Origin of the sequence: Pseudomonas fluorescens, from assembly GCF_000730425.1 — a bacterium.
Taxonomy (GTDB): Bacteria; Pseudomonadota; Gammaproteobacteria; order Pseudomonadales; family Pseudomonadaceae; genus Aquipseudomonas; species Aquipseudomonas fluorescens_X.
Map to the genome: position 1 here is coordinate 4,326,970 of NZ_CP008896.1, position 23,922 is coordinate 4,350,891.

17 protein-coding genes are annotated in these 23,922 nt (G+C 61.0%); 11 read left to right on the forward strand and 6 right to left on the reverse strand.

Annotated elements, in window-relative coordinates:
• Window positions 1–20: 20 nt before the first annotated feature.
• The 3 genes from ntrC to glnA form a co-directional block, all read right to left on the reverse strand.
• Window positions 21–1,457, reverse strand: a complete 1,437-nt coding sequence (gene ntrC / locus HZ99_RS19375) for a nitrogen regulation protein NR(I) (RefSeq protein WP_038445316.1) — start codon at window positions 1,455–1,457, stop codon at window positions 21–23.
• Window positions 1,454–2,539, reverse strand: a complete 1,086-nt coding sequence (glnL, locus tag HZ99_RS19380; protein WP_038445318.1) for a nitrogen regulation protein NR(II) — start codon at window positions 2,537–2,539, stop codon at window positions 1,454–1,456. The genes ntrC and glnL overlap by 4 nt, the downstream gene beginning before the upstream one ends.
• A 412-nt stretch (window positions 2,540–2,951) precedes the next feature.
• Window positions 2,952–4,358, reverse strand: a complete 1,407-nt coding sequence (glnA, locus tag HZ99_RS19385; protein ID WP_029295916.1) for a glutamate--ammonia ligase — start codon at window positions 4,356–4,358, stop codon at window positions 2,952–2,954.
• Window positions 4,359–4,692: 334 nt separating this feature from the next.
• Between glnA and thiI the strand changes: the two genes are divergently transcribed.
• Window positions 4,693–6,147 (forward strand): tRNA uracil 4-sulfurtransferase ThiI, encoded by a 1,455-nt coding sequence (thiI, locus tag HZ99_RS19390; RefSeq protein ID WP_038445320.1) that lies wholly within the window; start codon window positions 4,693–4,695, stop codon window positions 6,145–6,147.
• A 139-nt stretch (window positions 6,148–6,286) separates the two neighbouring features.
• A complete protein-coding gene (gene typA / locus HZ99_RS19395) occupies window positions 6,287–8,107 on the forward strand; it encodes a translational GTPase TypA (protein WP_038445322.1) in 1,821 nt (606 codons plus the stop codon).
• 195 nt (window positions 8,108–8,302) lie between these two features.
• On the opposite strand, the gene HZ99_RS19400 is transcribed toward typA, so the two are convergent.
• Complete coding sequence (locus tag HZ99_RS19400; RefSeq protein WP_029295922.1) at window positions 8,303–8,737, reverse strand: YkgJ family cysteine cluster protein; 435 nt, start codon at window positions 8,735–8,737, stop codon at window positions 8,303–8,305.
• A 240-nt stretch (window positions 8,738–8,977) separates the two neighbouring features.
• Here HZ99_RS19400 and HZ99_RS19405 point away from each other — a divergent pair, with 240 nt between their 5' ends.
• The 6 genes from HZ99_RS19405 to HZ99_RS19430 all read left to right on the forward strand — a co-directional run bounded on the left by HZ99_RS19405 (window position 8,978) and on the right by HZ99_RS19430 (window position 18,180).
• Window positions 8,978–11,428: a glycogen/starch/alpha-glucan phosphorylase gene (locus HZ99_RS19405; protein ID WP_038445324.1), complete on the forward strand. Its 2,451-nt coding sequence runs from the start codon at window positions 8,978–8,980 to the stop codon at window positions 11,426–11,428.
• A gap of 125 nt (window positions 11,429–11,553) precedes the next feature.
• Entirely contained in the window at window positions 11,554–14,625 is a 3,072-nt protein-coding gene (locus HZ99_RS19410) for a DUF2339 domain-containing protein (protein WP_038448123.1), read from the forward strand.
• Complete coding sequence (locus HZ99_RS19415; protein ID WP_038448124.1) at window positions 14,625–15,962, forward strand: DUF3999 domain-containing protein; 1,338 nt, start codon at window positions 14,625–14,627, stop codon at window positions 15,960–15,962. The genes HZ99_RS19410 and HZ99_RS19415 overlap by 1 nt, the downstream gene beginning before the upstream one ends.
• A 114-nt stretch (window positions 15,963–16,076) precedes the next feature.
• Window positions 16,077–17,090 (forward strand): class 1 fructose-bisphosphatase, encoded by a 1,014-nt coding sequence (locus HZ99_RS19420; RefSeq protein ID WP_032862268.1) that lies wholly within the window; start codon window positions 16,077–16,079, stop codon window positions 17,088–17,090.
• Between the two features lie 235 nt (window positions 17,091–17,325).
• On the forward strand, window positions 17,326–17,580 hold the full coding sequence (locus HZ99_RS19425; protein WP_038445326.1) for a lipoprotein: 255 nt from the start codon (window positions 17,326–17,328) through the stop codon (window positions 17,578–17,580).
• A gap of 30 nt (window positions 17,581–17,610) precedes the next feature.
• Entirely contained in the window at window positions 17,611–18,180 is a 570-nt protein-coding gene (locus HZ99_RS19430; RefSeq protein WP_032862264.1) for a lipocalin family protein, read from the forward strand.
• A 50-nt stretch (window positions 18,181–18,230) separates the two neighbouring features.
• On the opposite strand, the gene HZ99_RS19435 is transcribed toward HZ99_RS19430, so the two are convergent.
• The gene (locus HZ99_RS19435) at window positions 18,231–18,539 is read right to left on the reverse strand and encodes a DUF6124 family protein (RefSeq protein ID WP_038445328.1); all 309 of its coding nucleotides are present in this window, start codon (window positions 18,537–18,539) and stop codon (window positions 18,231–18,233) included.
• A 432-nt stretch (window positions 18,540–18,971) separates the two neighbouring features.
• On the reverse strand, window positions 18,972–20,336 hold the full coding sequence (locus tag HZ99_RS19440) for a formimidoylglutamate deiminase (protein WP_038445330.1): 1,365 nt from the start codon (window positions 20,334–20,336) through the stop codon (window positions 18,972–18,974).
• Window positions 20,337–20,414: 78 nt separating this feature from the next.
• On the opposite strand from HZ99_RS19440, the gene hutC reads away from it, so the two are divergent.
• The 3 genes from hutC to hutU all read left to right on the forward strand — a co-directional run bounded on the left by hutC (window position 20,415) and on the right by hutU (window position 23,849).
• Window positions 20,415–21,194 (forward strand): histidine utilization repressor, encoded by a 780-nt coding sequence (gene hutC / locus HZ99_RS19445; RefSeq protein ID WP_181883193.1) that lies wholly within the window; start codon window positions 20,415–20,417, stop codon window positions 21,192–21,194.
• Window positions 21,191–21,751, forward strand: coding sequence for a HutD family protein (locus HZ99_RS19450; RefSeq protein WP_038445333.1), 561 nt, complete (start codon window positions 21,191–21,193; stop codon window positions 21,749–21,751). Before hutC ends, HZ99_RS19450 begins: the two co-directional genes overlap by 4 nt.
• A 412-nt stretch (window positions 21,752–22,163) precedes the next feature.
• A complete protein-coding gene (gene hutU, locus HZ99_RS19455; protein WP_038445335.1) occupies window positions 22,164–23,849 on the forward strand; it encodes a urocanate hydratase in 1,686 nt (561 codons plus the stop codon).
• Window positions 23,850–23,922 lie beyond the last annotated feature (73 nt).

A 23,922-nucleotide genomic window follows, 5' to 3' on the forward strand; every position in this document is an offset into this window, starting at 1 on the left:
ACCGGCCTGGAGGGCTGTAATCAGCCCTCTTCACCCTCATCATCATCCCCGCCATCGACCTTCATCCCCAATTCCTTGATCTTGCGGGTCAAGGTGTTGCGGCCCCAGCCCAGCAGCACGGCGGCGTCGCGACGCCGGCCTGCCGTGTGCTTGAGGGCGGTTTCGATCATGATCCGCTCAAAGGTCGGCACGGCGCTGTCCAGCAGGTTCGACTGGCCACGGGCCAGGGCCTGGTCGGCCCACTGGCGCAGGGCCTGTTCCCAGTTGGTCACCGGCGCCGAATCCTGCGGCAGGCTCAATAACTCGGGCGGCAGGTCGCTGATATGCACTTCGCGCCCGGACGCCATCACCGTGATCCAGCGGCAGGTGTTTTCCAACTGGCGCACGTTGCCCGGCCATGGCAGGTTCTTCAGGTATTCCTCGGTTTCCGTCTTCAGCAGCTTGGGTTCCACCGCCAGCTCCTGGGCGGCGCGGCTGAGGAAGTGGCGGGCCAGGGTCGGGATATCTTCGCGACGGTCCGACATGCGTGGGATGTGGATGCGGATCACATTCAGGCGGTGGAACAAGTCTTCGCGAAACTTGCCGGCGTGGACCAGGGTTTCCAGGTTCTGGTGGGTCGCGGCGATGATCCGCACGTCGACCTTGACCGGCGTATGACCGCCGACACGATAGAACTCACCGTCGGCCAGCACCCGCAATAGCCGGGTCTGGGTGTCGGCCGGCATATCGCCGATTTCGTCGAGAAACAGCGTGCCGCCGTCCGCCTGCTCAAAACGGCCCCGGCGCAGGTTGGCCGCGCCGGTAAACGCGCCTTTTTCATGGCCGAACAGTTCGGATTCCATCAAGTCCTTGGGAATCGCCGCCATGTTCAGCGCGATGAACGGCGAGGCGGCCCTTGGGCTGTGGCGGTGCAAGGCATGGGCCACCAGCTCTTTGCCGGTCCCGGACTCACCGTTGATCAGCACGGTGATGTTGGAGTGGCTCAGGCGCCCGATGGCGCGAAACACTTCCTGCATCGCTGGCGCTTCGCCGATGATTTCCGGCGTGCGGGTCAGGGTCGGTTCAACGGCCTGGCCTTGCTGTTCCTGGGCGTGCTGGTTGGCGCGCTTGACCAGCGCCACCGCCTCATCGACGTCGAACGGCTTGGGCAGGTACTCGAAGGCGCCGCCCTGATAGGACGCGACAGCGCTATCAAGGTCCGAGTGCGCGGTCATGATGATCACCGGCAAGCGCGGGTGCTGCTCGCGGATCCGCGCCAGCAGGTCCAGGCCACTGGCGCCGGGCATGCGGATATCGGAGATGATCACATCGGGCTGCTGGCGCGCCAGGCGGCTCATCACCCCGTCGGCGCTGTCGAAGCTCTGGGTGGTCATGCCTTCCTGTTGCAAGGCTTTCTCCAGGACCCAGCGGATGGAACGGTCGTCATCGACGATCCAGACAGTTTCACTACGGCTCATGTCGATGGGGCTCCTTGTTCCAGTGGCAGAAAGATCGAAAAGGTCGTGTGGCCGGGATGGCTGTCACATTCGATCAGGCCCTGGTGCTGGCTGATGATGTTCTGGGTAATGGCCAGGCCCAGCCCGGTGCCGTCCGGGCGGCCGCTGACCATGGGAAAGAAGATTGTTTCCTGAAGTTCCGCAGGAATGCCCGGACCGTTGTCGATAATCTCGACCTTGGTCACGAGGCGATGGCGCACATGGCCGATGGTGAACTGGCGCAAGGCGCGGGTGCGCAGGCTGATGCGGCCCAGGCGCAGTTCGTTCTGGCTGCTGATGGCCTGCATGGCGTTGCGCACGATATTGAGCACCGCCTGGATCATCTGTTCGCGGTCGATCAACACATCGGGAATGCTCGGATCATAGTCGCGCACCAGGGTGATGCAGCCCTGACTTTCGGCTTCCACCAGCTGGCAGACGCGTTCGAGCACCTCATGCACATTGGTCATCGCCAGCGACGGCAGCTTGTTGGAGCCAAGCATGCGGTCCACCAGGTTCCGCAGGCGGTCGGCTTCCTCGATGATGACGTTGGTGTAGTCCTTGAGGTTCTCGTCCGGCAACTCGCGGGCCAGCAGCTGCGCAGCTCCGCGGATTCCGCCCAGGGGGTTCTTGATCTCATGGGCCAGGCCACGCACCAGCATCTTGCTGGTTTCCTGCTTGGACAGCTGCGCCTCTTCCTTGGTGATGCGCAGCAGGCGATCACGGGGATGCACCTCCAGCAGCAGCAGGGTAGTGCCGTGGCTCAGGATGGGGGTTACCGCGTAGTCGACGGTCAGGGTCTGGCCGGTGAGGGCCGTGAGCATCGCTTCGCGCTTGGTGAATGGATGGGCCTGCTCCACGGCCTGGCGCAAGGAACTCAAGGCCTCGGCGGACTCGGTGAACAGCTCGCTGATAAATTGCCCATGGCTGCGCTGGCCGCTGATGGCCAGGAGCATCTCCGCCGCAGGGTTCATGTACTCAAGGCGCAGTTCGTCATTGAGCAGGATGGTCGCGGTGGTCAGGTTGTCGAGTAGCAAACGGTGCAGTGCGTCGCTGATGGTCATGAGGACCTCTTTTGGAGCAAGGCGCGGGCTTGAGGCTCACGCTGATACCAGGAAAATGCAAAAACCAAACCAAGGCTCCGAAAAGAAGCGTAAAAGCCCTGAAATGGGGGCTTGAAGCGCGAAACTATGGCGCTCTGCCAGCCTGTTCGGGAGATTTCGACCCAAAATGGGTTGGCCGGTGGGCATGGGTGCAACGTATCGCACCAATATAGTGCGAATTCACGCGCTTCGTTGTTTTCCAGATCCCTGCAGGCGCCGGCTGGCCGGCGATGGCGCCCTCAAGATCACCACATGATTCGGATCCCCATCGCCGGCAAGCCGGCTCCTACAGGGGGCATGCTTTATGGCGGGCAAAAAAAAGACCTCCCGAAGGAGGTCTTTTGGTCACGCCACGTTAAGCAGCACTACCGGATCAGCAGCTGTAGTACAGCTCGTATTCCAGTGGGTGTACGAAGGTGCGGACCTTGATTTCTTCTTCGCTTTTCAGGGCGATGTAGGCATCGATAAAGTCGTCGCTGAACACGCCGCCTTTGGTCAGGAACGCACGGCCCTTGTCCAGCTCTTCCAGGGCTTCTTTCAGGCTGCCGCACACTTGTGGGATTTCCTTGGCCTCTTCAGGCGGCAGGTCGTACAAGTTCTTGTCGGCGGCGTCGCCTGGGTGGATCTTGTTCTGGATGCCGTCCAGGCCAGCCATCAGCAGTGCAGCGAAGCCCAGGTACGGGTTGGCTGCTGGATCCGGGAAGCGTGCTTCGATACGACGAGCGCGAGGGCTGGACACGTAAGGAATACGGATCGAGGCAGAACGGTTGCGTGCCGAGTAGGCCAGCATGACCGGCGCTTCAAAGCCTGGGACCAGACGCTTGTAGGAGTTGGTCGATGGGTTGGTGAAGCCGTTCAGGGCCTTACCGTGCTTGATGATGCCGCCGATGAAGTACAGGGCGGTGTCGGACAGGCCGGCATAACCTTCGCCAGCGAAGGTATTCTTGCCATCTTTGGCGATGGACAGGTGAACGTGCATACCCGAACCGTTATCGCCGTACAGTGGCTTGGGCATGAAGGTCGCGGTGCGGCCGTAGGCCACAGCTACGTTGTGTACGCAGTACTTCAGGGTCTGGACTTCGTCAGCCTTGGCCACCAGGGTGTTGAACTTCACACCGATTTCGTTCTGGCCGGCAGTCGCCACTTCGTGGTGGTGAACTTCGATGACCAGGCCCATGTCTTCCATGGCGTTGCACATGGAGGTACGGATTTCGTGGTCGTGGTCGAACGGCGGAACCGGGAAGTAGCCACCTTTGACGCCCGGACGGTGGCCATGGTTGCCGCCTTCCACGTCCTGGTCGGACATCCACGAGCCCTGGTCGGAGAAAATCTTGAACATGGAGCCGGAGATGTCGGACTTGAACTTCACCTGGTCAAAGATGAAGAACTCAGGCTCCGGGCCCACGAATACAGTGTCACCGATACCGGTGGACTTCAGGTATTCCTCGGCACGCTTGGCGATCGCACGTGGGTCGCGGTCGTAGCCTTGCATGGTCGACGGCTCGATCACGTCGCAGACGATGATCAGGGTCGGTTCTTCGGTAAACGGGTCGAGTACGGCGGTGGAGTCGTCCGGCATCAGGATCATGTCGGAGGCTTCGATGCCTTTCCAGCCAGCAATGGAGGAGCCGTCGAACATTTTGCCTTCTTCGAAGAAGGCGTCATCCAGCGCGTCGCGAGCCGGCATGGTCACGTGGTGCTGAGTGCCTTTGGTGTCCGTGAAGCGCAGATCAATCCATTTAACGTCATGATCTTTGATGAGTTGAACCGACTTCGACATAGTGTCCTCCGGGTGGCTTCGGGCTTGGGTAGTGGAGTAGCCCTTAGAATGTGGGTGATGCCGGCGCGGATAGTCCGTCATGGCAACCTGCCTCACAAGAGAGCAAATTGCATGCCAGTGCCCCGACATGGGTTTTTTGCCTCAAAATCGCCCCCTATAAAGGTGCAAATCGTCAAAGCGACAAAATCCGCGCACTGCAATGTAGCGTAATTGCCTGAAAATGCACCTTTATGGTGCGCCGTGTGCGGTTTGTATATTAACTGGTCAAACCTTGAGCGATTTCCGCTATAATCCGCGCCCCCCTTTTTCGGCTGGCCCTGTGCGCGCTGTTTCCATGAAATTAATCGTTAAAGTCTTCCCCGAGATCACCATCAAGAGCCGACCGGTACGGATGCGTTTCATCCGTCAATTGGCCAAGAATATCCGCGCCGTGCTCCGCGATCTGGACCCGGCTGTGGTGGTGAACGGTGTGTGGGACAATCTCGAGCTGGAAACCCGCATCAGCGACCCTAAGGCCTTGAAAGATATGACCGAACGCCTGAGCTGCATGCCGGGCATCGCGCATTTCCTGCAGGTTGACGAGTACCCGCTGGGCGACTTCGACGACATCACCGAAAAGTGCAAGCAGCACTACGGGGCCGAGCTGGCCGGGAAGATTTTTTCCGTGCGCTGCAAGCGTGGCGGCAAGCACCCGTTCAGCTCCATGGATGTCGAAAAATACGTCGGCAGCAAGCTGCGTCGTGAGTGCGGTGCTGCCGGGATCTCGCTGAAAGACCCCGAAATCGAAGTGCGCATCGAAGTTCGCGACCAACGGTTGTTTGTGATCCACAGCCAGCACAACAGCATCGGCGGCTACCCGCTGGGTTCGCTGGAGCAGACCCTGGTCTTGATGTCCGGCGGTTTCGACTCCACGGTGGCGGCCTACCAGATCATGCGCCGCGGCCTGATGAGTCACTTCTGCTTCTTCAACCTGGGCGGGCGTGCACATGAATTGGGCGTGATGGAAGTCGCGCACTATATCTGGAAGAAGTACGGCAGTTCCCAGCGCGTGCTGTTTGTCAGCGTACCGTTCGAGGAAGTCCTGGGAGAAATTCTCGGAAAAGTCGATAACGGTCATATGGGCGTCGTATTGAAGCGTATGATGTTGCGCGCGGCGTCGAAAATCGCCGACCGCCTGCAAATCGAAGCGCTGGTGACCGGCGAGGCGATTTCCCAGGTCTCCAGCCAGACCCTGCCGAACCTGTCAGTGATCGACTGCGTGACCGACAAGTTGGTACTGCGCCCGCTGATCGCCAGCCACAAGCAGGACATCATCGACCTGGCCAACGAAATCGGCACCGCTGATTTTGCCAAGCACATGCCAGAGTATTGCGGGGTCATCTCGGTGAACCCCAAGACCCATGCCAAGCGCTACCGCGTGGAGCATGAAGAGAAAGAATTCGACATGGCGATTCTGGAGCGAGCGCTCGAGAACGCCAAACTGGTGCCAATCGATCGGGTAATCGATGAACTGGGCCAGGATGTGAAGATCGAAGAAGTCAGCGAAGCCCTGGCCGGCCAGATCGTCATCGATATCCGTCATCCGGATGCCGCTTGCGACGAGCCGCTGGAAATCGCTGGCATCGACGTGCAAACGCTGCCGTTCTATGCACTGAACGCGCGTTTCAAGGAACTGGATAACAGCCGTCAGTACCTGCTGTATTGCGACAAAGGCGTGATGAGTCGCCTGCATGCCCACCATTTGCTCAGTGAGGGGCATGCCAATGTGCGCGTTTATCGACCGAGCTAAGAGCCCGGGGCTGTTTGCCTGTGGCCTGCGTCACCGGCCCCCCGACTCTGCCGTCAAGCTGTAACGGCAAGGCCTGACTCTACTGTTAATCGCTGCCACGACCTGTCAGCACACCGAATCCTCTGATCGAGATACACAAGTGATCGAAAATCTACGTAACATCGCCATCATTGCCCACGTTGACCATGGTAAAACCACCCTGGTAGACAAACTCCTGCGTCAATCCGGCACCCTGGAGCGCAACGAGCTCAACGACGAGCGCGTGATGGACTCCAACGACCAGGAAAAAGAGCGCGGTATTACCATCCTGGCGAAAAACACCGCCATCAACTGGAACGGCTACCACATCAACATCGTGGACACCCCGGGCCACGCCGACTTCGGTGGCGAAGTTGAACGTGTAATGTCGATGGTTGACTCCGTTCTGCTGCTGGTTGATGCCCAAGACGGCCCTATGCCGCAAACCCGTTTCGTGACCAAGAAGGCGTTCGAAGCCGGCCTGCGTCCAATCGTGGTCATCAACAAGGTTGACCGTCCAGGTGCGCGTCCGGACTGGGTTCTGGACCAGATCTTCGACCTGTTCGACAACCTGGGTGCCACCGAAGAACAGTTGGACTTCAAAGTCGTCTACGCCTCGGCCCTGAACGGCATTGCCGGTCTGGACCACACCGACATGGCTGAAGACATGACCCCGCTGTACCAGTCGATCGTCGACAACGTACCAGCACCGGCTGTTGACCGTGACGGCCCGTTCCAGATGCAAATCTCGGCACTGGACTACAACAGCTTCCTGGGCATTATCGGCGTTGGTCGTATCGCTCGTGGTCGCGTCAAGCCGAACACCCCGGTTGTCGCTATCGACGCTGACGGCAAGAAGCGTAACGGCCGTATCCTGAAGCTGATGGGTCACCACGGTCTGCACCGTGTAGACGTTGAAGAAGCGGCTGCCGGCGACATCGTGTGCATCAGCGGCATGGACTCGCTGTTCATCTCCGACACCCTGTGCGACCCGATGAACGTTGAAGCGATGAAGCCGTTGACCGTCGACGAGCCAACCGTTTCCATGACCTTCCAGGTAAACGACTCGCCATTCTGCGGTAAAGAAGGCAAGTTCGTGACTTCCCGCAACATCAAGGAACGTCTGGACAAAGAGCTGCTGTACAACGTTGCATTGCGCGTTGAAGAAGGCGACTCGGCTGACAAGTTCAAGGTTTCCGGCCGTGGTGAGCTGCACCTTTCGGTACTGATCGAAACCATGCGTCGCGAAGGCTTCGAAATGGGCGTTGGCCGTCCGGAAGTGATCATCCGCGTTGTTGACGGTAACAAGCACGAACCGTTCGAAAACGTCACCATCGACACCCCTGAAGAATCCCAGGGCAAGGTCATGGAAGAGATGGGCCTGCGTAAGGGCGACCTGACCAACATGGTGCCGGATGGCAAAGGCCGTGTGCGTCTGGAATACAACATCCCTGCTCGTGGTCTGATCGGTTTCCGTAACCAGTTCCTGACCCTGACCAACGGCGCTGGCATCCTGACCTCGATCTTCGATCGCTACGACGTCATGAAGTCCGGCCAAATGTCCGGCCGCCAGAACGGCGTTCTGGTATCGGTAGAAACCGGCAAGGCGCTGACCTACTCCCTGGAAACCCTCCAGGCGCGTGGCAAGCTGTTCGTTGAGCACGGTCAAGAGATCTACAACGGCCAGATCGTTGGTCTGAACAGCCGTGACACCGACATGGGCGTCAACCCAACCAAAGGCAAGAAGCTCGACAACATGCGTGCTTCGGGTAAAGACGAAACCATCGCCCTGGTTCCACCTGTTCGCTTCACCCTGGAACAGGCCCTGGAATTCATCCAGGACGACGAGCTGTGTGAAGTGACGCCTAAGTCCATCCGTCTTCGCAAGAAGATCCTGGACGAAGGCGAGCGTACCCGCGCTGCCAAAAAGGCCAAGAACTGATACTTAGTTCCGGCTGAATAAAAACGCCCCCGGTCGAAAGGCCGGGGGCGTTTTTTTATGCCTGCAATATTTGCAGTGGCTGTACCGGCCCCTTCGCGAGCAAGCCCGCTCCCACATTCATCCTGAAAAGACGCGGTCGAATGTGGGAGCGGGCTTGCTCGCGAAAGCGGTAGTTCAAGCAATAAAGAACTTGGATCAGAACTTGTCGAGGGTCTTGAACTTGGTCTCGCGTACCACTTCCTTGGGCTTGTACGCGCAATACCCCGGCCGTGGCCCGATCTTCGGGTGATTGCGGCAGGTATCCGGGCGCTTGTCATAAATAGTGCAGAAGCGCGTCTTACGATCCAGGTACAGGCAATCGTTGTTGCTCATGCGCTGCAGGGTAAAGATCTCGGACTTGGAGTTGAAACGCTCGACGATCCCTTCCTTCTGCAAACGCTTGGCGATGTTCTTTGGCGGGTCGCCACGCTCGAACTCGTCGACGATGCCAATGCGGATCAAATCCTTGATCTTCACCTCAACCGGCAGGGTGCAGCAGTTGGACGTGCAGCCGCCGCACATGTGGCTGGAGTATTTCTGCCACGTTTCGAGACGGTCGAGTTCCGCGGCGGCGATCAGTTGAGGCTTCATCAGGTTTCCAAGAGGGGCTTTGTCCGGGCGCGCGATCATACCGGGATTGGTGGTTTTTTGAACAATATTTTGCGGGTTTCGGCTCAAAGGCTGCGTCGCGGTGCAAACGGGCACGGCCCCTGCATCTAAAACCTGCATGCGTGAATGAATGAAAAAACTGCCGAACCGTCAGCCATGCCATGTGTCAGACCGTCTAGGCTCTAGGATTTCCCTTCTTCTATCTCGCCCGAGGTCGCACCGATGTCTCAGGAACCGCTTGTACGAGAAGCAGAGGTAGCCGCATTTCGCGATGCTGTCTTGACCAAACTCACTTACGCGGTGGGCAAGGATCCCGATCACGCCTTCGACCATGACTGGTTCGAGGCCATTGCCCTGGCGGCGCGCGACCATATGGTCGACCACTGGATGGACCACACCCGGCATATCTACCGGCGTGGGCAGAAACGGGTGTATTACCTGTCCCTGGAGTTCCTGATCGGTCGCCTGCTGTTTGACAGCCTGAGCAACCTCGGCCTGCTGGAGGTGGCACGCGAAGCCCTCGGTGAGTTGGGCGTGGACCTGGAGCGCATTCGCCTGCTGGAGCCCGATGCGGCTCTGGGCAACGGTGGCCTGGGGCGCCTGGCCGCGTGCTTTATGGAAAGCATGTCGACCCTGGGCATCGCCGGCCATGGCTATGGCATTCGCTACGAGCACGGGCTGTTTCGCCAGGCGATTGTCGATGGCTGGCAGCAGGAGCAGACCGAGCGCTGGCTGGATTTCGGCAACCCCTGGGAGTTCGAGCGCGCTGAGGTGATCTACCCGATCGGCTTTGGCGGCAGCGTCGAGACCGTGCTGGATGCGTCCGGCAAGTCGATCCAGGTCTGGTCGCCCAATGAAACCGTGCGTGCGGTGGCCTACGACACCCCGGTCGTCGGCTGGCGCGGAGCCAGTGTGAACACCTTGCGCCTGTGGCGTGCCCGAGCGGTGGAAGACTTGCACCTGGAGCGCTTCAACGCTGGCGACCATTTGGGCGCCGTCGCCGAAGTGGCCCGTGCCGAAAGCATCTCCAGGGTGCTTTACCCGGCCGACAGCACCGAAGCGGGGCAGGAATTGCGCCTGCGCCAGGAATACTTCTTCGTCGCAGCCTCGTTGCAAGACTTGCTGCGTCGCCACAAAAACATGCACGGCTCGGTCCTGAGCCTGGGCGAGCACGCGGCAATCCAGCTTAACGACACCCACCCGTCCATCGCCGTGGCCGAGTTGATGCGCCAATTGGTCGACCTGCACGACATCGCCTGGGATGCGGCCTGGCAGGTCACTGTCGAGACACTGTCCTACACCAACCACACCCTGCTGCCCGAAGCCTTGGAAACCTGGCCGGTAGGCCTGATGGAACGCATGCTGCCCCGGCATATGCAGATCATTTACCTGATCAACGCCCAGCACATTGATTCGCTGCGGGCCAAGGGTATTCACGACTTCGACGTGTTGCGCGCTGTCTCGCTCATCGAAGAAGACAATGGCCGCCGCGTGCGCATGGGCAACCTGGCGTTCCTCGGCTCCCATAGCGTCAACGGCGTTTCCGGCCTGCACACGCAGTTGATGCGCAGCACGGTGTTCTCCGAACTGCACAAGCTCTACCCTGACCGGATCAACAACAAGACCAACGGCATCACCTTCCGCCGCTGGCTGTTCCAGGCCAACCCCAAGCTCACCGCGATGCTGGTGGACGCCCTGGGCCCGGACATTCTCGACAATATGGAAGAGCGCCTGGTGGAGCTGGAAACCTTCGCCGAGAAAGACGCCTTTCGCAAAGCCTTCGCCGAGCAACGCCTGCACAGCAAGCGGGTGCTGGCCGATATCATCCATGAGCGCTTGGGGATTTCGGTCAACCCGGCGGCGATGTTCGATGTGCAGGTCAAGCGCATCCACGAGTACAAGCGCCAGTTGCTGAACCTGTTGCACACCGTCGCCCTGTACCAGGCCATTCGTGCCGAGCCCGAGGTGGATTGGGTGCCGCGGGTGAAGATCTTCGCCGGCAAGGCGGCGGCCAGCTATCACCAGGCCAAGCTGATCATCAAGTTGACCAACGACATTGCGCGTACGGTGAATAACGACCCGACCGTGCGTGGCTTGCTCAAGGTGGTGTTCCTGCCCAACTACAACGTCAGCCTGGCGGAGAACATCATCCCGGCGGCAGACTTGTCGGAACAGATTTCCACCGCCGGGTTCGAGGCCTCGGGCACCAGCAATATGAAGTTCGGCCTCAATGGTGCGCTGACCATCGGCACCATGGATGGTGCCAATGTCGAGATGCACGAGCGCATCGGCGGCGAGCACATGTTTATCTTCGGTCTCAGCGCCGAGCAGGTGGACGCGCGTAAACAGGCAGGTGAATTCAATGCCGCTCCTGATATCGCGGCCTCTCACCGCTTGAATGACGTGCTGCAGGCGATTCGTGGCGGGGTGTTCTCGCCGGACGATCCGGGGCGCTACGTGGGATTGATTGACTCGTTGATCTACTACGACCGCTTCCTGGTGTGCGCCGACTTTGATTCTTACTGGGACGCCCAGGCGCGGGTCGAGGCCCATTGGCATGATTCCAAGCAATGGTGGCGTTCGGCGGTGCTCAATACGGCCCGCACCGGGTGGTTCTCGTCGGACCGCACCATCCGGGAGTACGCGACCGAGATCTGGAAAGCCCTGGACTAGACGCCGAGAAATCCCGTGTAGGAACGGGCTTGTGTGGGAGCAGGAAAGCCAGCTCCCACATTGGATTTGTGTCGATATACTGAGCGCCGGTTATGCCTGCTTCGGGCTGCTTAGGGATGTCGACCATGCAATGGATGTTCATGCTCATTGGCCTGGTGCTTGGCTGGGCGCTGGATGAGTCGTTCAGTGATGCAGGCCTCGGGGCTTTACTGGGTTTGGTGATTGGCCAGGCCGTTCGTCTATCGAGCCTCGACAGTGCCATGAAGGCGCTGGAGCAACGCCTCACGGTGCTGGAGAAGCCGCCTCAAGCCGAATCGCCTGTTGCTGAGCCCGTGGCCGCGCCCGAGCTGGTCTGGGAGCTGCCCGCCGAGCTGCAACCAACCTATGCCCCCGAACCGAGCCAGCCGCTGCCCGACGACCTATGGAAGCCGGCGGCTGTTGCACGCGAAGCTGAGCCCGAAATGCCCCGCAGCCCCAACCTGATCGAACGTGCCCTCCAGGGGGCGCGTAACTGGCTGTTGGGTGGTAATACCGTGCTGCGGGTCGGCGTGGTGCTGCTGTTCCTGGGCCTGGCATTTTTGCTGCGTTATGCCACCGAGGGCATGGTGGTGCCCATCGAGTTGCGTTACGCCGGTGTCGCCGCCTGTGCCTTGGGCTTGTTGGGCCTGGGCTGGTGGTTGCGCCTGCGCCGGGGCAGCTACGCGTTAATTCTGCAAGGCACGGGCATTGCCGTGTTGTACCTGACGGTGTTCGCGGCCATGCGCCTGCACCCTTTGCTCGATCCGGGGGCGGCGCTGGGCCTGCTGGTGGCGGTGACCGTGTTCTCGGCGATCCTCGCCATTACCCAGGACGCCATCGGCCTGGCCTGCGCCGCCGCCCTCGGCGGTTTTGCCGCGCCGATCCTGGCGTCCACCGGCGAGGGCAACCCTGTCGCATTGTTCAGCTACTTCGCCCTGCTTAACGCCGGCATTCTCGCCATCGCCTGGTCCAAGGCCTGGCGTCTGCTCAATGTGATTGGCTTTGCCGGCACTTTCGGCATCGGCTTTGCCTGGGGTATTCGCTCTTACACGCCGGAACTGTTGTGGAGTATCGAGCCGTTCCTGATCCTGTTTTTCCTCATGTACCTGGCCATCGGCCTGCTGTTTGCGCGCCGCAAACTCCTGGAAACCCCCGACGCCCCGACCGATGACAGCCGTGGCGCGCTGCTGCGCTGGTCTGCGGCCAAGGGTGATTATGTCGATGGCGGCCTGTTGTTCGGCCCACCGCTTGTAGCCTTTGGCTTGCAGTTCACCCTGGTGCAACACCTGGCATTCGCTCCGGCATTCAGCGCATTGGTGCTGGGGATCATCTATATGGTCCTGGCGCGTGTACTCAGTGGCGGGCGCACCGTCTTGCTGGCAGAAACCTGCCTGGCCCTTGGCGTGATTTTCGCCAGCCTGGCGATCCCCCTGGGCCTGGATGCCCGCTGGACCGCCGCGGCCTGGGCGGTGGAGGGCGCGGGTATCTTGTGGCTCGGCCTGCGCCAGCAGCGGTGGTTGGCGCGAGCCTTTGGCTTGCTGTTGCAACTGGGCTCGGCGCTGGCCTTTCTCAGTGAGCTGGGCGTGGGCCAGCACACGCTGCTGGAGGGCGCGGCGCTGGGAGCCTTGTTGCTCGGCGTGGCGTTGTTATTCAGCTTTCACCAACTGCGCAAGGCTACACGGGAGCAGATTACCCAGTGGGAGCGCCGAGGCTTGCCGGTCCTGGCCGGCCTTGGCCTGGGCTTTGTGTATCTGCTGGCGCCGTTGCTGTTGGCCGAGCAGGGCACCGCGATCAGTTGGGCGTTGGCGGGGCTGATCACGGTGTTTGTCGGCCTGCATATCGCATCGCGCACCGTCCTGTTTTGCGCACTCGGCGTGCAGGTGTTGGCAGGGGCGTTGCTCACGCTGACGTCATGGGGTGCCGAGGAACTGTCGGCGTTTCGCCATATCGGTTTCTGGGCGCCGATGCTGGTCGGGTTGGCCGCCTTTGTCGGTGCCTGGCGTGTGCAGGGCCGCGGTCAACGGCTCAAGGTGCCCCATCTCTCCAATGGCCTGCTGGCGTGGGGCGCGGCGTGGTGGGTATTGGCACTGAACCATGAAGTGCTGCGCTTCACTCCGCCGGAGCTGCAAGCCACCTTCCTGCTGGTGGCGGCAGCGGCCAGCGCGGCACTGTGGAGGTTGCTGGCGTTGCGCCTGCGTTGGGCCGCGCTGGGAACCCTCTGCCTGTTGCTGATGCCGGCGGCGGCGCTGGTGTTGCTGGTGTCGGTGCATCGTTACTACCACCCGGCGGCCGAATGGGGCTGGCTGGCCTGGTTCGCGGTGTTCGCTGTGCATTTCATCGCGCTGCGTTATCTGGCCGGCTTGGCGGCGACAAAGGCCCTGAGCGTTGCCCATGTACTGGGCTGTTGGATGCTGATCGGCCTGTTGGCCCTGGAGTTGCGCTACGGCCTGTTGGTGCTCTCGGTGCAATACAACGCCTGGCGTTGGCTGGGCTGGGCGATTTTCCCAAGCCTGTACCTGATCGCCGTCGCTTCAGCGCGCCAATGGCCGTGGCCGGTGTCTGCTTATCCGCGCGAATACCGCCTCCTTGCCGCGCTACCGCTGGCCTTGCTGATGCTGGTGTGGTTCTGGTTGGCCAATATTTTCAGCGACGGTACCGCCCAGCCCTTGCCCTACGTGCCGTTGCTCAACCCCCTGGACATCGGCCTGCTGTTTGCGCTGCTGGGGGTGTACCTGTGGTCGCGCGGTGCAGCGCCACAACTGGGCGGGCGTACCCCACAGATTGCCCAAGGCGTCGCCGGGTTCTCGCTGTTTGCCTTTTTCACCGCGTTGGTGATGCGCACGGCGCACCATTGGGGGGGCGTGCCGTTTTATCTGGATGCGTTGCTCGATTCGATGCTGGTCCAGGCTGGGCTGTCGATTGTCTGGACCCTGATTGCCCTGGGGCTGATGATCGGCGGCCATCTGCGCCATCGTCGTGAGGTCTGGCTGGTCGGCGCAGTGCTGATTGGTGTGGTGGTCGCCAAATTGTTCCTCGTCGAGCTGAGCAACCGTGGCGGGCTGGAGCGGATTGTGTCGTTTATCGGCGTGGGCGGGCTGTTGCTGGTGGTGGGCTATTTTGCCCCGTTGCCGCCCAAACGCAGTGAGACTGGAACTCAAACCCAAGGAGCGTCGTCTTGATCGGCAAACTGAGTATTGCGCTAGTGGGCCTGTGTACCGTGTTATCGGCATGGGCCGCAGAAACCCCCGCCGACTTCACCGCCCGGGTACCGCTGGCAATCAGCGGCGAAGGCCCCTGGTATCGCCTGGAGCTGCCACTGGCGGTGCAGTTGAGTGCCCGCCAGGCCGATCTGCGTGACCTGCGGGTGTTTAACGCAGCCGGCGAGCCCCAGGCGTATGCGTGGGTGCGCCAGTCGGCTGAAAGCGCAAAACACACGACCCGGCTGAAGGGCTTTGCGCTGTATGCCGCCGACAATGCCAGCGACAGTGTGCCCGGCGTGCGCGTGCAATCGAGTGCCTCGGGCACTCTGGTACAAGTGCAGCCTTCCAGCGAGGTGCCGGCCGGCGCGCAGGTGCGCCGCGGCTGGTTGCTCGATGCCAGTGCAATCAAGGCACCGATGCAAAAATTGATCCTCGACTGGTCTGCTGAGCAGGACGGCTTCCAGCGTTTGAGCATCGAAGCCAGTGATGATTTGCAGCACTGGCGATCCTGGGGCGAAGGGCAGGTGGCGCGCCTGGCATTTGCCGACGATCGGATTGAGCAGCGTGAGGTCGCCTTGCCGGGGCAGTCGGCACGTTATCTGCGCCTGCTGTGGCAAGGCCAGGCTGCGCCCGAGTTGACGTCCATTGAAGTGCAGAGCACCAGTAGCCTGCCGGTGCCGTTGGTATGGTCCGAGCCCTTGGCCGGCAGCACCCTTGAGCCGGGACAGTACAGCTGGCAGTTGCCTGGGGTGTTGAGCATCGAGCGGGTACGCGTCGAGTTGCGCCAGCCCAACAGCCTGGCGCCGGTGGGACTTCAGGGGCGCCAGGACAGCAAGCAGGCATGGCAGCCGTTGAGCCGTGGTTTGCTCTATCGGCTGACGCAAGGCGGGCAAGAAATCACCCAGGATCAATTGCAACTGCCGGGCTATCCGGTCCGGCAGCTCAAGCTGGAGGTCGATGAGCGGGGCGGTGGCCTGGGGGCGCAGGCGCCAGCGTTGAGTTTCGCCGTGCGGGCCACGCAAGTGGTGTTCCTGGCACGGGGCGAGCCACCGTTTATCCTGGCGCTGGGCAACCCATTGGCCAAGGCCGCCAACCTGCCGTTGGCGACCTTGATTCCCGACTACCAGCCGCAGCGCCTCGCGGCGTTGGGCCAGGCCAGGGTCGATGGCACGTGGCACGCCAATGCACCTGCCGCACCCACGGTCGCAGGTTTCAACTGGCAAAAAGTTGGCCTGTGGGCCGTATTGCTGCTGGGTGTAGCGGCACTGGGGGCGATGGCCTACAGTCTGTTGCGCAAGCCGCCGGCCAAGCCCTGAGCCGGGGCTTACATGAACTCTGTCAGGCTTATCTCGTCTGATAGGAGGAAATGCGCCCCGACTCGCGCTAAACTGCGCGGGTTTTTTAGCCCCCCCCATTCTCCGGAGCCTTCCATGTCCCGCGTTACCCTGAGTCGCTATTTGATTGAGCAGACCCGCAGCAACAACACCCCTGCCGATCTGCGCTTCCTGATCGAAGTGGTGGCGCGTGCTTGCAAGGAAATCAGCCACGCCGTGTCCAAGGGCGCGCTGGGCGGTGTCCTGGGCAGCATGGGCACTGAAAACGTGCAAGGCGAAGTGCAGAAGAAGCTTGACGTGATTTCCAACGAAATCCTGCTCGAAGCCAATGAATGGGGCGGTCACCTGGCCGGCATGGCGTCCGAAGAAATGGACAACGCCTACCAGATCCCGGGCAAGTACCCCAAAGGCGCGTACCTGCTGGTATTCGACCCGCTGGACGGCTCGTCGAACATCGACATCAATGCGCCAGTCGGCACCATCTTCTCGGTACTGCGTTGCCCTAACGAATACCTGAGCCAGAACGAAGCCTTGAACGAAAAGGCCTTCCTGCAGCCAGGCACCGAGCAGGTTGCCGCCGGTTATGCCATCTACGGCCCGCAGACCATGCTGGTGCTGACCCTGGGCGATGGCGTCAAGGGCTTTACCCTGGACCGTGAAATGGGCAGCTTCGTCCTGACTCACGAAGATATTTCCATTCCTGCCTCTACCCAGGAATTCGCGATCAACATGTCCAACCAGCGCCACTGGGAAGAACCGGTCAAGCGCTACGTCAACGAGTTGATGGAAGGCGAAGAAGGCCCGCTGAAGAAAAACTTCAACATGCGCTGGGTGGCCGCGATGGTTGCCGACGTGCACCGCATCCTGACCCGTGGTGGCCTGTTCATGTACCCACGCGACAGTCGCGAGCCATCCAAGCCAGGCAAACTGCGCCTGATGTACGAAGCCAACCCGATGTCGTTCCTGGTTGAGCAGGCGGGCGGTGCGTCGACTGACGGCCACCAGCGTATCCTCGACATCCAGCCTGAAGGCCTGCACCAGCGTGTGGCGGTGTTCCTGGGCTCCAAGGAAGAAGTGGCGCGTGTGACCGGTTACCACAAGAAGGCGTAACGCCTTCTGTAGGAGCGAGCGTGCGAAAGTATTCCAGGCGCATTACTGCGTTGGCTGTACCTTTTTCGCGAGCAAGCTCGCTCCTACAGTGAACCTTGCGCGTCAGATCAAGCCCCGAAACGTTTCAGCGTTTCGGGGCTTTTTTTGTTTTTGCCTTCCGGGAACCAGACCCCCCTTTTCCCTTCTAAGCTTCTGGCAGATCCCCACTGCTGCGTGTCCCTCCAGGAGCTCTACCATGTCGTTACGCCGTCTCGCCCTCTTGTGCTTTTGCGTCCTGTTGGCCGCTTGCAGCAAGGTCACCCAGGAAAACTACCAGAAGCTCTCGGCTGGCATGGCCAAGGCCGAAGTGGAGTCGTTGCTGGGTAAGCCCACCGATTGTTCCGGCGCGCTGGGCATGTCCAGTTGCACCTGGGGCGATAAAAACAGCTTTATCAGTGTGCAGTACGCCGGTGACAAAGTTCTGATGTTTTCCGGGCAAGGCCTGAAGTAAACCGGGGCGAAAGCCTGCGGGAGAAGAAGAATGATGCGTTTCGTTTTATACCTTTGCGCCAGCCTGTTTTTGGCAGGCTGCGCCAGCCATTCTGGCGATGATCTGCAACCCAAGACTGTCGGCAGCGTCAACCTCAAGCGTTACCAGGGCACCTGGTACGAGTTGGCCCGCCTGCCCATGTACTTCCAGCGCAACTGCGCGCAATCGGAGGCCCGTTATTCCCTGTTGCCCGATGGCGACATGTCAGTGTTCAACCGCTGCCTGACCACCGAGTGGAAATGGGAAGAAGCCAAGGGCACGGCCACGCCGCAAGTACCGGGCAAGACCGACAAGCTGTGGGTCGAATTCAACAACTGGTTCACCGCATTGCTACCGGGTGTGGCCAAGGGCGATTACTGGGTGTTGTACGTCAGCGATGACTACAAGACTGCCATCGTCGGCAGCCCGAGCCGGCGCTACATGTGGCTGTTGTCGCGCACGCCGACCGTCAGTGCCGACACCCGCGAAGACCTGTTGAGCCGCGCGCGTCAGCAGGGTTACGACACCACGCGGTTGATCTGGCGTACGTCGGATAAGCAGATGGCCAAGACGTCGCAGTGATGTGAAATAGAAAGGGCGGGTTTTTTAATAAACCCGCCCTTTTTTTGCCCTCAGGTTTTTGCTGTGGTGGGACGCAGGCATTCAATGGATCGATCAACGGTGGTCTTGGCGATCTCCAGTAAATGCCATACCGCCAGCACTTTGGCCCGTTCGGGGCTGTGCAGCAGCTCTCCACAATCGAGCGCAGTCGCCGAAGCGCTATCCAGCAGGCTGGCGGTGAAGAGCAGGGCATCTTCGAAGCTCAAGTCGGAGTGAGTGCTGTGAGCATCTGGGGTCGGCAGGTAATGGTCGATGGCGCGATTGAACGCGGCGCGGTCTTTGGCAGGATCACGGGGTGGGTCGGGGACAACTTTATGCATGGCGAAGCTCCTTGTGAGAATCGGAGCCGGCCCGTCGCGACTAAACGAAGGGTGGCGGCTGTACGCAGGTTAGTCGACCGGCCACAAGGAAATCCGGCGCACCCGAGGGTGCCCTGCGCACAGCCACCATAAAACTTCATGGGACCATGCACCTTGTGATGTACCGGGCGACTAAACCCGATCACTGATGGGCAGTGACGGATCGCAGGCTAGCCATCGATTCCAACAGGCACAAGGCGGCCGGGATTGTCTCGGAAATGTCCTGCGATTTAAAGGGACGCACCTTGCTGGCCCTTTACAAACCATGACCAAACGCCAGCCCCAACCACTGTAGGCGCTGGCTTGCCAGCGATAGCGGTGGGTCAGCCAATGAATTTATTGACTGACAATCCGTCATCGCTGGCAAGCCAGCGCCTACAGTGGGATGTGGTGTTAGGACAGTAGGTCTCTGAGGACCTGTGTGAAGGCGCGGCTGCTCTCTTCCTCGCCCGCATGATGCCCATCGCGCACCACCCACTGGCCATTGACCAGCACATCGCGCACTTGCCGATCACCCCCGGCAAACAGCCAGCGGTTGAGAATCCCGTCTTCACTGGCCGTCGCCAGGTACGGATCGTTGCCGTCCAGCACCAGCCAGTCGGCGCGCTTGCCCGCTTCCAGGCGGCCAATCGGTTGCCCCAGTGCCTGGGCGCCACCGTCGAGGGCTGCGTCAAACAGGGTGCGGCCGACCATCGGCTGGTCGCTGCGATACAGCCGGTTGCGCCGCTGGTCGCGCAGGCGCTGGCCGTATTCCAGCCAGCGCAATTCCTCGACCACGCTCAATGACACATGGCTGTCCGAGCCAATCCCCATGCGCCCGCCCTGGGCCAGGAAGTCCACCGCAGGGAAAATCCCGTCGCCCAGGTTGGCTTCAGTGGTCAGGCACAGCCCGGCAATGGCTCGGCTGCTGGCCATCAGCGTCACTTCGTCGGGGTTGGCGTGGGTGGCGTGTACCAGGCACCAGCGCTGATCGACGTCGACATTGTCATACAGCCATTGCAGCGGGCGCTTGCCGCTCCAGGCCAGGCAATCATCGACTTCCTTTTGCTGTTCGGCGATATGGATATGCACCGGGCAGGCCTGGTCGCTGGCGGCCAATACTTCGCGGATCTGCTGCGGGGTGACCGCACGCAACGAGTGGAAACACAGGCCCAGTTGCTGCGCCGGTTGTGCGGCCACTATCGGTTGCAAACGCGCTTGCAGGTCCAGGTAGTTGTCGGTGCTGTTGATAAAGCGGCGCTGGCCGTCGTTCGGTGCCTGGCCACCAAAGCCCGAGTGGCTGTAAAGCACCGGCAGCAACGTCAGGCCGATCCCGCTGCTGGCTGCCGCCAGGCTGATCTGGCGTGACAGTTCGGTAGGGTCGGCGTAAGGCTGGCCGCTGAGATCGTGATGCACATAGTGGAACTCGGCGACCGAGGTGTAGCCGGCCTTGAGCATCTCGATGTACAGCTGGCGGGCGATGATCTGCAACTGCTCGGGGCTGATCTGGCCGACCATGCGGTACATCAGGTCGCGCCAGGTCCAGAAACTGTCATTGGGGTTGCCGGCGACTTCCGCCAGCCCCGCCATGGCCCGTTGAAACGCGTGGGAATGCAGGTTCGGCATGCCCGGCAACACGGGGCCTCTCAACCGCTCGGCGCCGTCTGCGCTGGCATTGGCCGTAACGTTGGCCAACAGGCCATGGGCACTGACTTCAAGACGTACATCAGTGGCCCATCCATTAGGCAGCAGCGCGCGTTCGGCAAAGAAAGCGGACATGATCAAGGCACCCCGGTCGTGTGTTTATTTGTATATACATATACAGACGTTTGCCTGCTCGGTAAACTCCGGCAATCTATGCATCTTTTCCCTCTGCAAGGATTTCCCGTGCCGACTCCGCCCGCCAAGTCCCCGCTGGCTGCCCACATGGACGAAAGTCCGGCGCCCTTGTATGCCCGCGTCAAGCAGATGATCAGCCAGCAGATTCTCAACGGCAACTGGCCGCCGCACTATCGCGTGCCGTCGGAAAGCGAGCTGGTCAGCCAGCTGGGCTTTAGCCGCATGACCATCAATCGGGCCCTGCGGGAGCTGACTGCCGAAGGGCTGCTGGTGCGCATGCAAGGCGTCGGCACGTTTGTCGCCGAGCCCAAGAGCCAGTCGGCGCTGTTCGAGGTGCATAACATTGCCGATGAGATTGCCTCCCGTGGCCATCGCCACACCTGCAAGGTCATTACCCTGGGCGAAGAAGCCGCGGGCTCGGAACGCGCCGTGGCCCTGGAAATGCGCGAAGGCGGGCGGGTGTTCCACTCGCTGATCGTGCACTACGAGAACGATATCCCGGTGCAAATCGAAGACCGCTTCGTCAACGCCTTGGTGGCGCCGCAATACCTGCAACAGGATTTCACCCTGCAAACCCCCTACGCCTATCTCAACCAGGTGGCACCGCTGACCGAGGGCGAGCATGTGGTGGAGGCGATCCTGGCCGACCCGCAGGAATGCAAGCTGTTGCAGATCGAGGCGGGTGAGCCGTGCCTGCTGATTCGCCGGCGCACCTGGTCCGGGCGCCAGCCGGTGACCGCTGCACGCCTGATCCACCCCGGCTCGCGCCACAGCCTCGAAGGACGTTTCAGCAAATGAGTGCAGTAAGGGTTTGGCGCGCTGCCGATTACGTACGCATGCCGTGGAAAAATGGCGGTGGCAGCACCGAAGAAATCACCCGCGACGCTGGCCTGGGCCTCGACGGTTTTGGCTGGCGCCTGTCGATTGCCGATATTGGCGAGTCGGGTGGGTTTTCCACGTTTGCCGGGTATCAGCGGGTGATTACCGTGATCCAGGGCGCGGGCATGGTGTTGACCGTGGACGGCGAAGAGCAGCGCGGGTTGCTGCCCCTGCAACCGTTTGCCTTCAAGGGTGAAAGCCAGGTGGCGTGCCGCTTGATCAGTGGGCCGATTCGCGATTTCAACCTGATCTATTCGCCCACGCGTTACCACGCGCGGCTGCAATGGCTGGATGGGGCGCAGCAGTTGTTCAGTACGGCGCACACCGTGCTGGTGTTCAGTGTGGCCGATGAGGTGAAGGTGCTGGGCGAAGTGCTCGGTCATCATGATTGCTTGCAGGTGGACGGTAACACCGGCCTGTTGGACATTGCAGTAACTGGCCGCTGCTGCATCATCGAACTGACCGCACGCGCTTAAAAATGTGGGAGCGGGCTTGCTCGCGAATGCGGTGTATCAGTCACCGCAAGCGTTAGCTGGCACACCGCATTCGTGAGCAAGCCCGCTCCCACATTTGGATCTTCATAGGCTACAAAATCTGTTTCCAGCCCCGCACCAAGTTGTTACCGAATGCCCCAGCATGGCGCAATGCCCTGTCTTTGTAACAACCGTCCAGCTGTTCAGATCGCTCTTGTAAGAAATTTCATCAAGCCATGAAGCCTTGATCCACGGGGCCTGTACCCGCGCTCAAAGAAAATCTTAGACACAGGCGCCCCAAGTTGGCCGCTTGATTGCATATGCTTGTATGTACAAGTAAAGGTGTGTGCATAAGAGTCGCTAGACATCCTCTTCGCACCATCGTGTTCGCGCATCGATTGCTGAGGAGTTTTTTGTGACTGACTTTTCCCAGAACAAGCCTACCAAGTACCGCGACGTTGAAATCCGCGCCGCCCGTGGCAACACGCTCACCGCCAAAAGCTGGCTGACTGAAGCGCCGCTGCGCATGCTGATGAACAACCTCGACCCACAAGTGGCCGAGAACCCGAAAGAGCTGGTGGTGTACGGCGGTATCGGTCGTGCGGCGCGTAACTGGGAGTGTTACGACCAGATCGTCGAAAGCCTCACTCACCTGAACGATGACGAAACCCTGCTGGTGCAGTCCGGCAAGCCGGTGGGCGTGTTCAAGACCCACAGCAACGCCCCGCGCGTGCTGATTGCCAACTCCAACCTGGTACCGCACTGGGCCAGTTGGGAACACTTCAACGAACTGGATGCCAAGGGCCTGGCCATGTATGGCCAGATGACCGCCGGCAGCTGGATCTACATCGGTAGCCAGGGCATCGTCCAGGGTACCTACGAAACTTTCGTCGAGGCTGGCCGCCAGCATTACGACAGCAATCTGAAAGGCCGTTGGGTCCTCACGGCCGGCCTCGGCGGCATGGGTGGCGCCCAGCCGCTGGCTGCGACCCTGGCTGGCGCGTGCTCGCTGAACATTGAATGCCAGCAGGTCAGTATCGACTTCCGCTTGAACAGCCGTTATGTCGATGAACAAGCCACCGACCTCGACGACGCCCTGGCGCGCATCGCCAAGTACACCCAGGAAGGTAAGGCCATCTCCATCGCCCTGCTGGGTAACGCGGCTGAAATTCTGCCCGAGCTGGTCAAGCGCGGCGTGCGCCCGGACATGGTCACCGACCAGACCAGCGCCCACGACCCGCTCAATGGCTACCTGCCCGCTGGCTGGACCTGGGACGAGTACCGCGCCCGCGCCAAGACCGAGCCCGCCGCCGTGATCAAGGCTGCCAAACAGTCGATGGCCGTGCACGTCAAAGCGATGCTCGCGTTCCAGAAACAAGGCATTCCGACCTTCGACTACGGCAATAACATTCGTCAGATGGCGCAAGAAGAAGGTGTGGAAAATGCCTTCGACTTCCCGGGTTTTGTGCCGGCCTATATCCGCCCGCTGTTCTGCCGTGGCATCGGCCCGTTCCGTTGGGCGGCCCTGTCGGGCGACCCGCAAGATATCTACAAGACCGACGCCAAGGTCAAAGAGCTGATCCCCGACGATGCCCACCTGCACAACTGGCTGGACATGGCCCGTGAGCGCATCAGCTTCCAGGGCCTGCCGGCGCGTATCTGCTGGGTCGGCCTGGGCCAGCGCGCCAAGCTCGGCCTGGCGTTCAACGAAATGGTGCGCAGCGGCGAGTTGTCGGCACCGGTGGTGATCGGTCGTGACCACCTCGACTCCGGCTCGGTGTCGAGCCCGAACCGCGAAACCGAATCCATGCAGGACGGTTCCGATGCCGTGTCCGACTGGCCACTGCTCAACGCCTTGCTCAACACCGCCAGCGGCGCGACCTGGGTTTCGCTGCACCACGGCGGTGGCGTGGGCATGGGCTTCTCCCAGCATTCGGGCATGGTGATCGTGTGTGACGGCACCGACGAAGCTGCCGAGCGGATTGCCCGCGTACTGCACAACGACCCGGCCACTGGGGTGATGCGCCACGCCGATGCGGGCTATCAGATCGCTATCGACTGCGCCAAGGAACAGGGCCTCAATCTCCCGATGATCAAGTAGCGCCTGGCTCGGTTCCTGTGGGAGCCGGGCTTGCCCGCGATGGCATCACTGGGGTCTGCCTGACGGACCACAG

Excerpts from the sequence above, each read along its gene's own strand:
- HZ99_RS19450 (WP_038445333.1), top strand. The coding sequence starts at position 21,191 with ATGAGTGCAGTAAGGGTTTGGCGCGCTGCCGATTACGTACGCATGCCG.
- glnA (WP_029295916.1), bottom strand. The coding sequence starts at position 4,358 with ATGTCGAAGTCGGTTCAACTCATCAAAGATCATGACGTTAAATGGATT.
- hutC (WP_181883193.1), top strand. The coding sequence starts at position 20,415 with ATGCATCTTTTCCCTCTGCAAGGATTTCCCGTGCCGACTCCGCCCGCC.
- HZ99_RS19440 (WP_038445330.1), bottom strand. The coding sequence starts at position 20,336 with ATGTCCGCTTTCTTTGCCGAACGCGCGCTGCTGCCTAATGGATGGGCC.
- HZ99_RS19405 (WP_038445324.1), top strand. The coding sequence starts at position 8,978 with ATGTCTCAGGAACCGCTTGTACGAGAAGCAGAGGTAGCCGCATTTCGC.
- HZ99_RS19435 (WP_038445328.1), bottom strand. The coding sequence starts at position 18,539 with ATGCATAAAGTTGTCCCCGACCCACCCCGTGATCCTGCCAAAGACCGC.
- HZ99_RS19410 (WP_038448123.1), top strand. The coding sequence starts at position 11,554 with ATGCAATGGATGTTCATGCTCATTGGCCTGGTGCTTGGCTGGGCGCTG.
- thiI (WP_038445320.1), top strand. The coding sequence starts at position 4,693 with ATGAAATTAATCGTTAAAGTCTTCCCCGAGATCACCATCAAGAGCCGA.
- ntrC (WP_038445316.1), bottom strand. The coding sequence starts at position 1,457 with ATGAGCCGTAGTGAAACTGTCTGGATCGTCGATGACGACCGTTCCATC.
- HZ99_RS19425 (WP_038445326.1), top strand. The coding sequence starts at position 17,326 with ATGTCGTTACGCCGTCTCGCCCTCTTGTGCTTTTGCGTCCTGTTGGCC.
- HZ99_RS19430 (WP_032862264.1), top strand. The coding sequence starts at position 17,611 with ATGATGCGTTTCGTTTTATACCTTTGCGCCAGCCTGTTTTTGGCAGGC.
- HZ99_RS19400 (WP_029295922.1), bottom strand. The coding sequence starts at position 8,737 with ATGAAGCCTCAACTGATCGCCGCCGCGGAACTCGACCGTCTCGAAACG.
- glnL (WP_038445318.1), bottom strand. The coding sequence starts at position 2,539 with ATGACCATCAGCGACGCACTGCACCGTTTGCTACTCGACAACCTGACC.
- HZ99_RS19420 (WP_032862268.1), top strand. The coding sequence starts at position 16,077 with ATGTCCCGCGTTACCCTGAGTCGCTATTTGATTGAGCAGACCCGCAGC.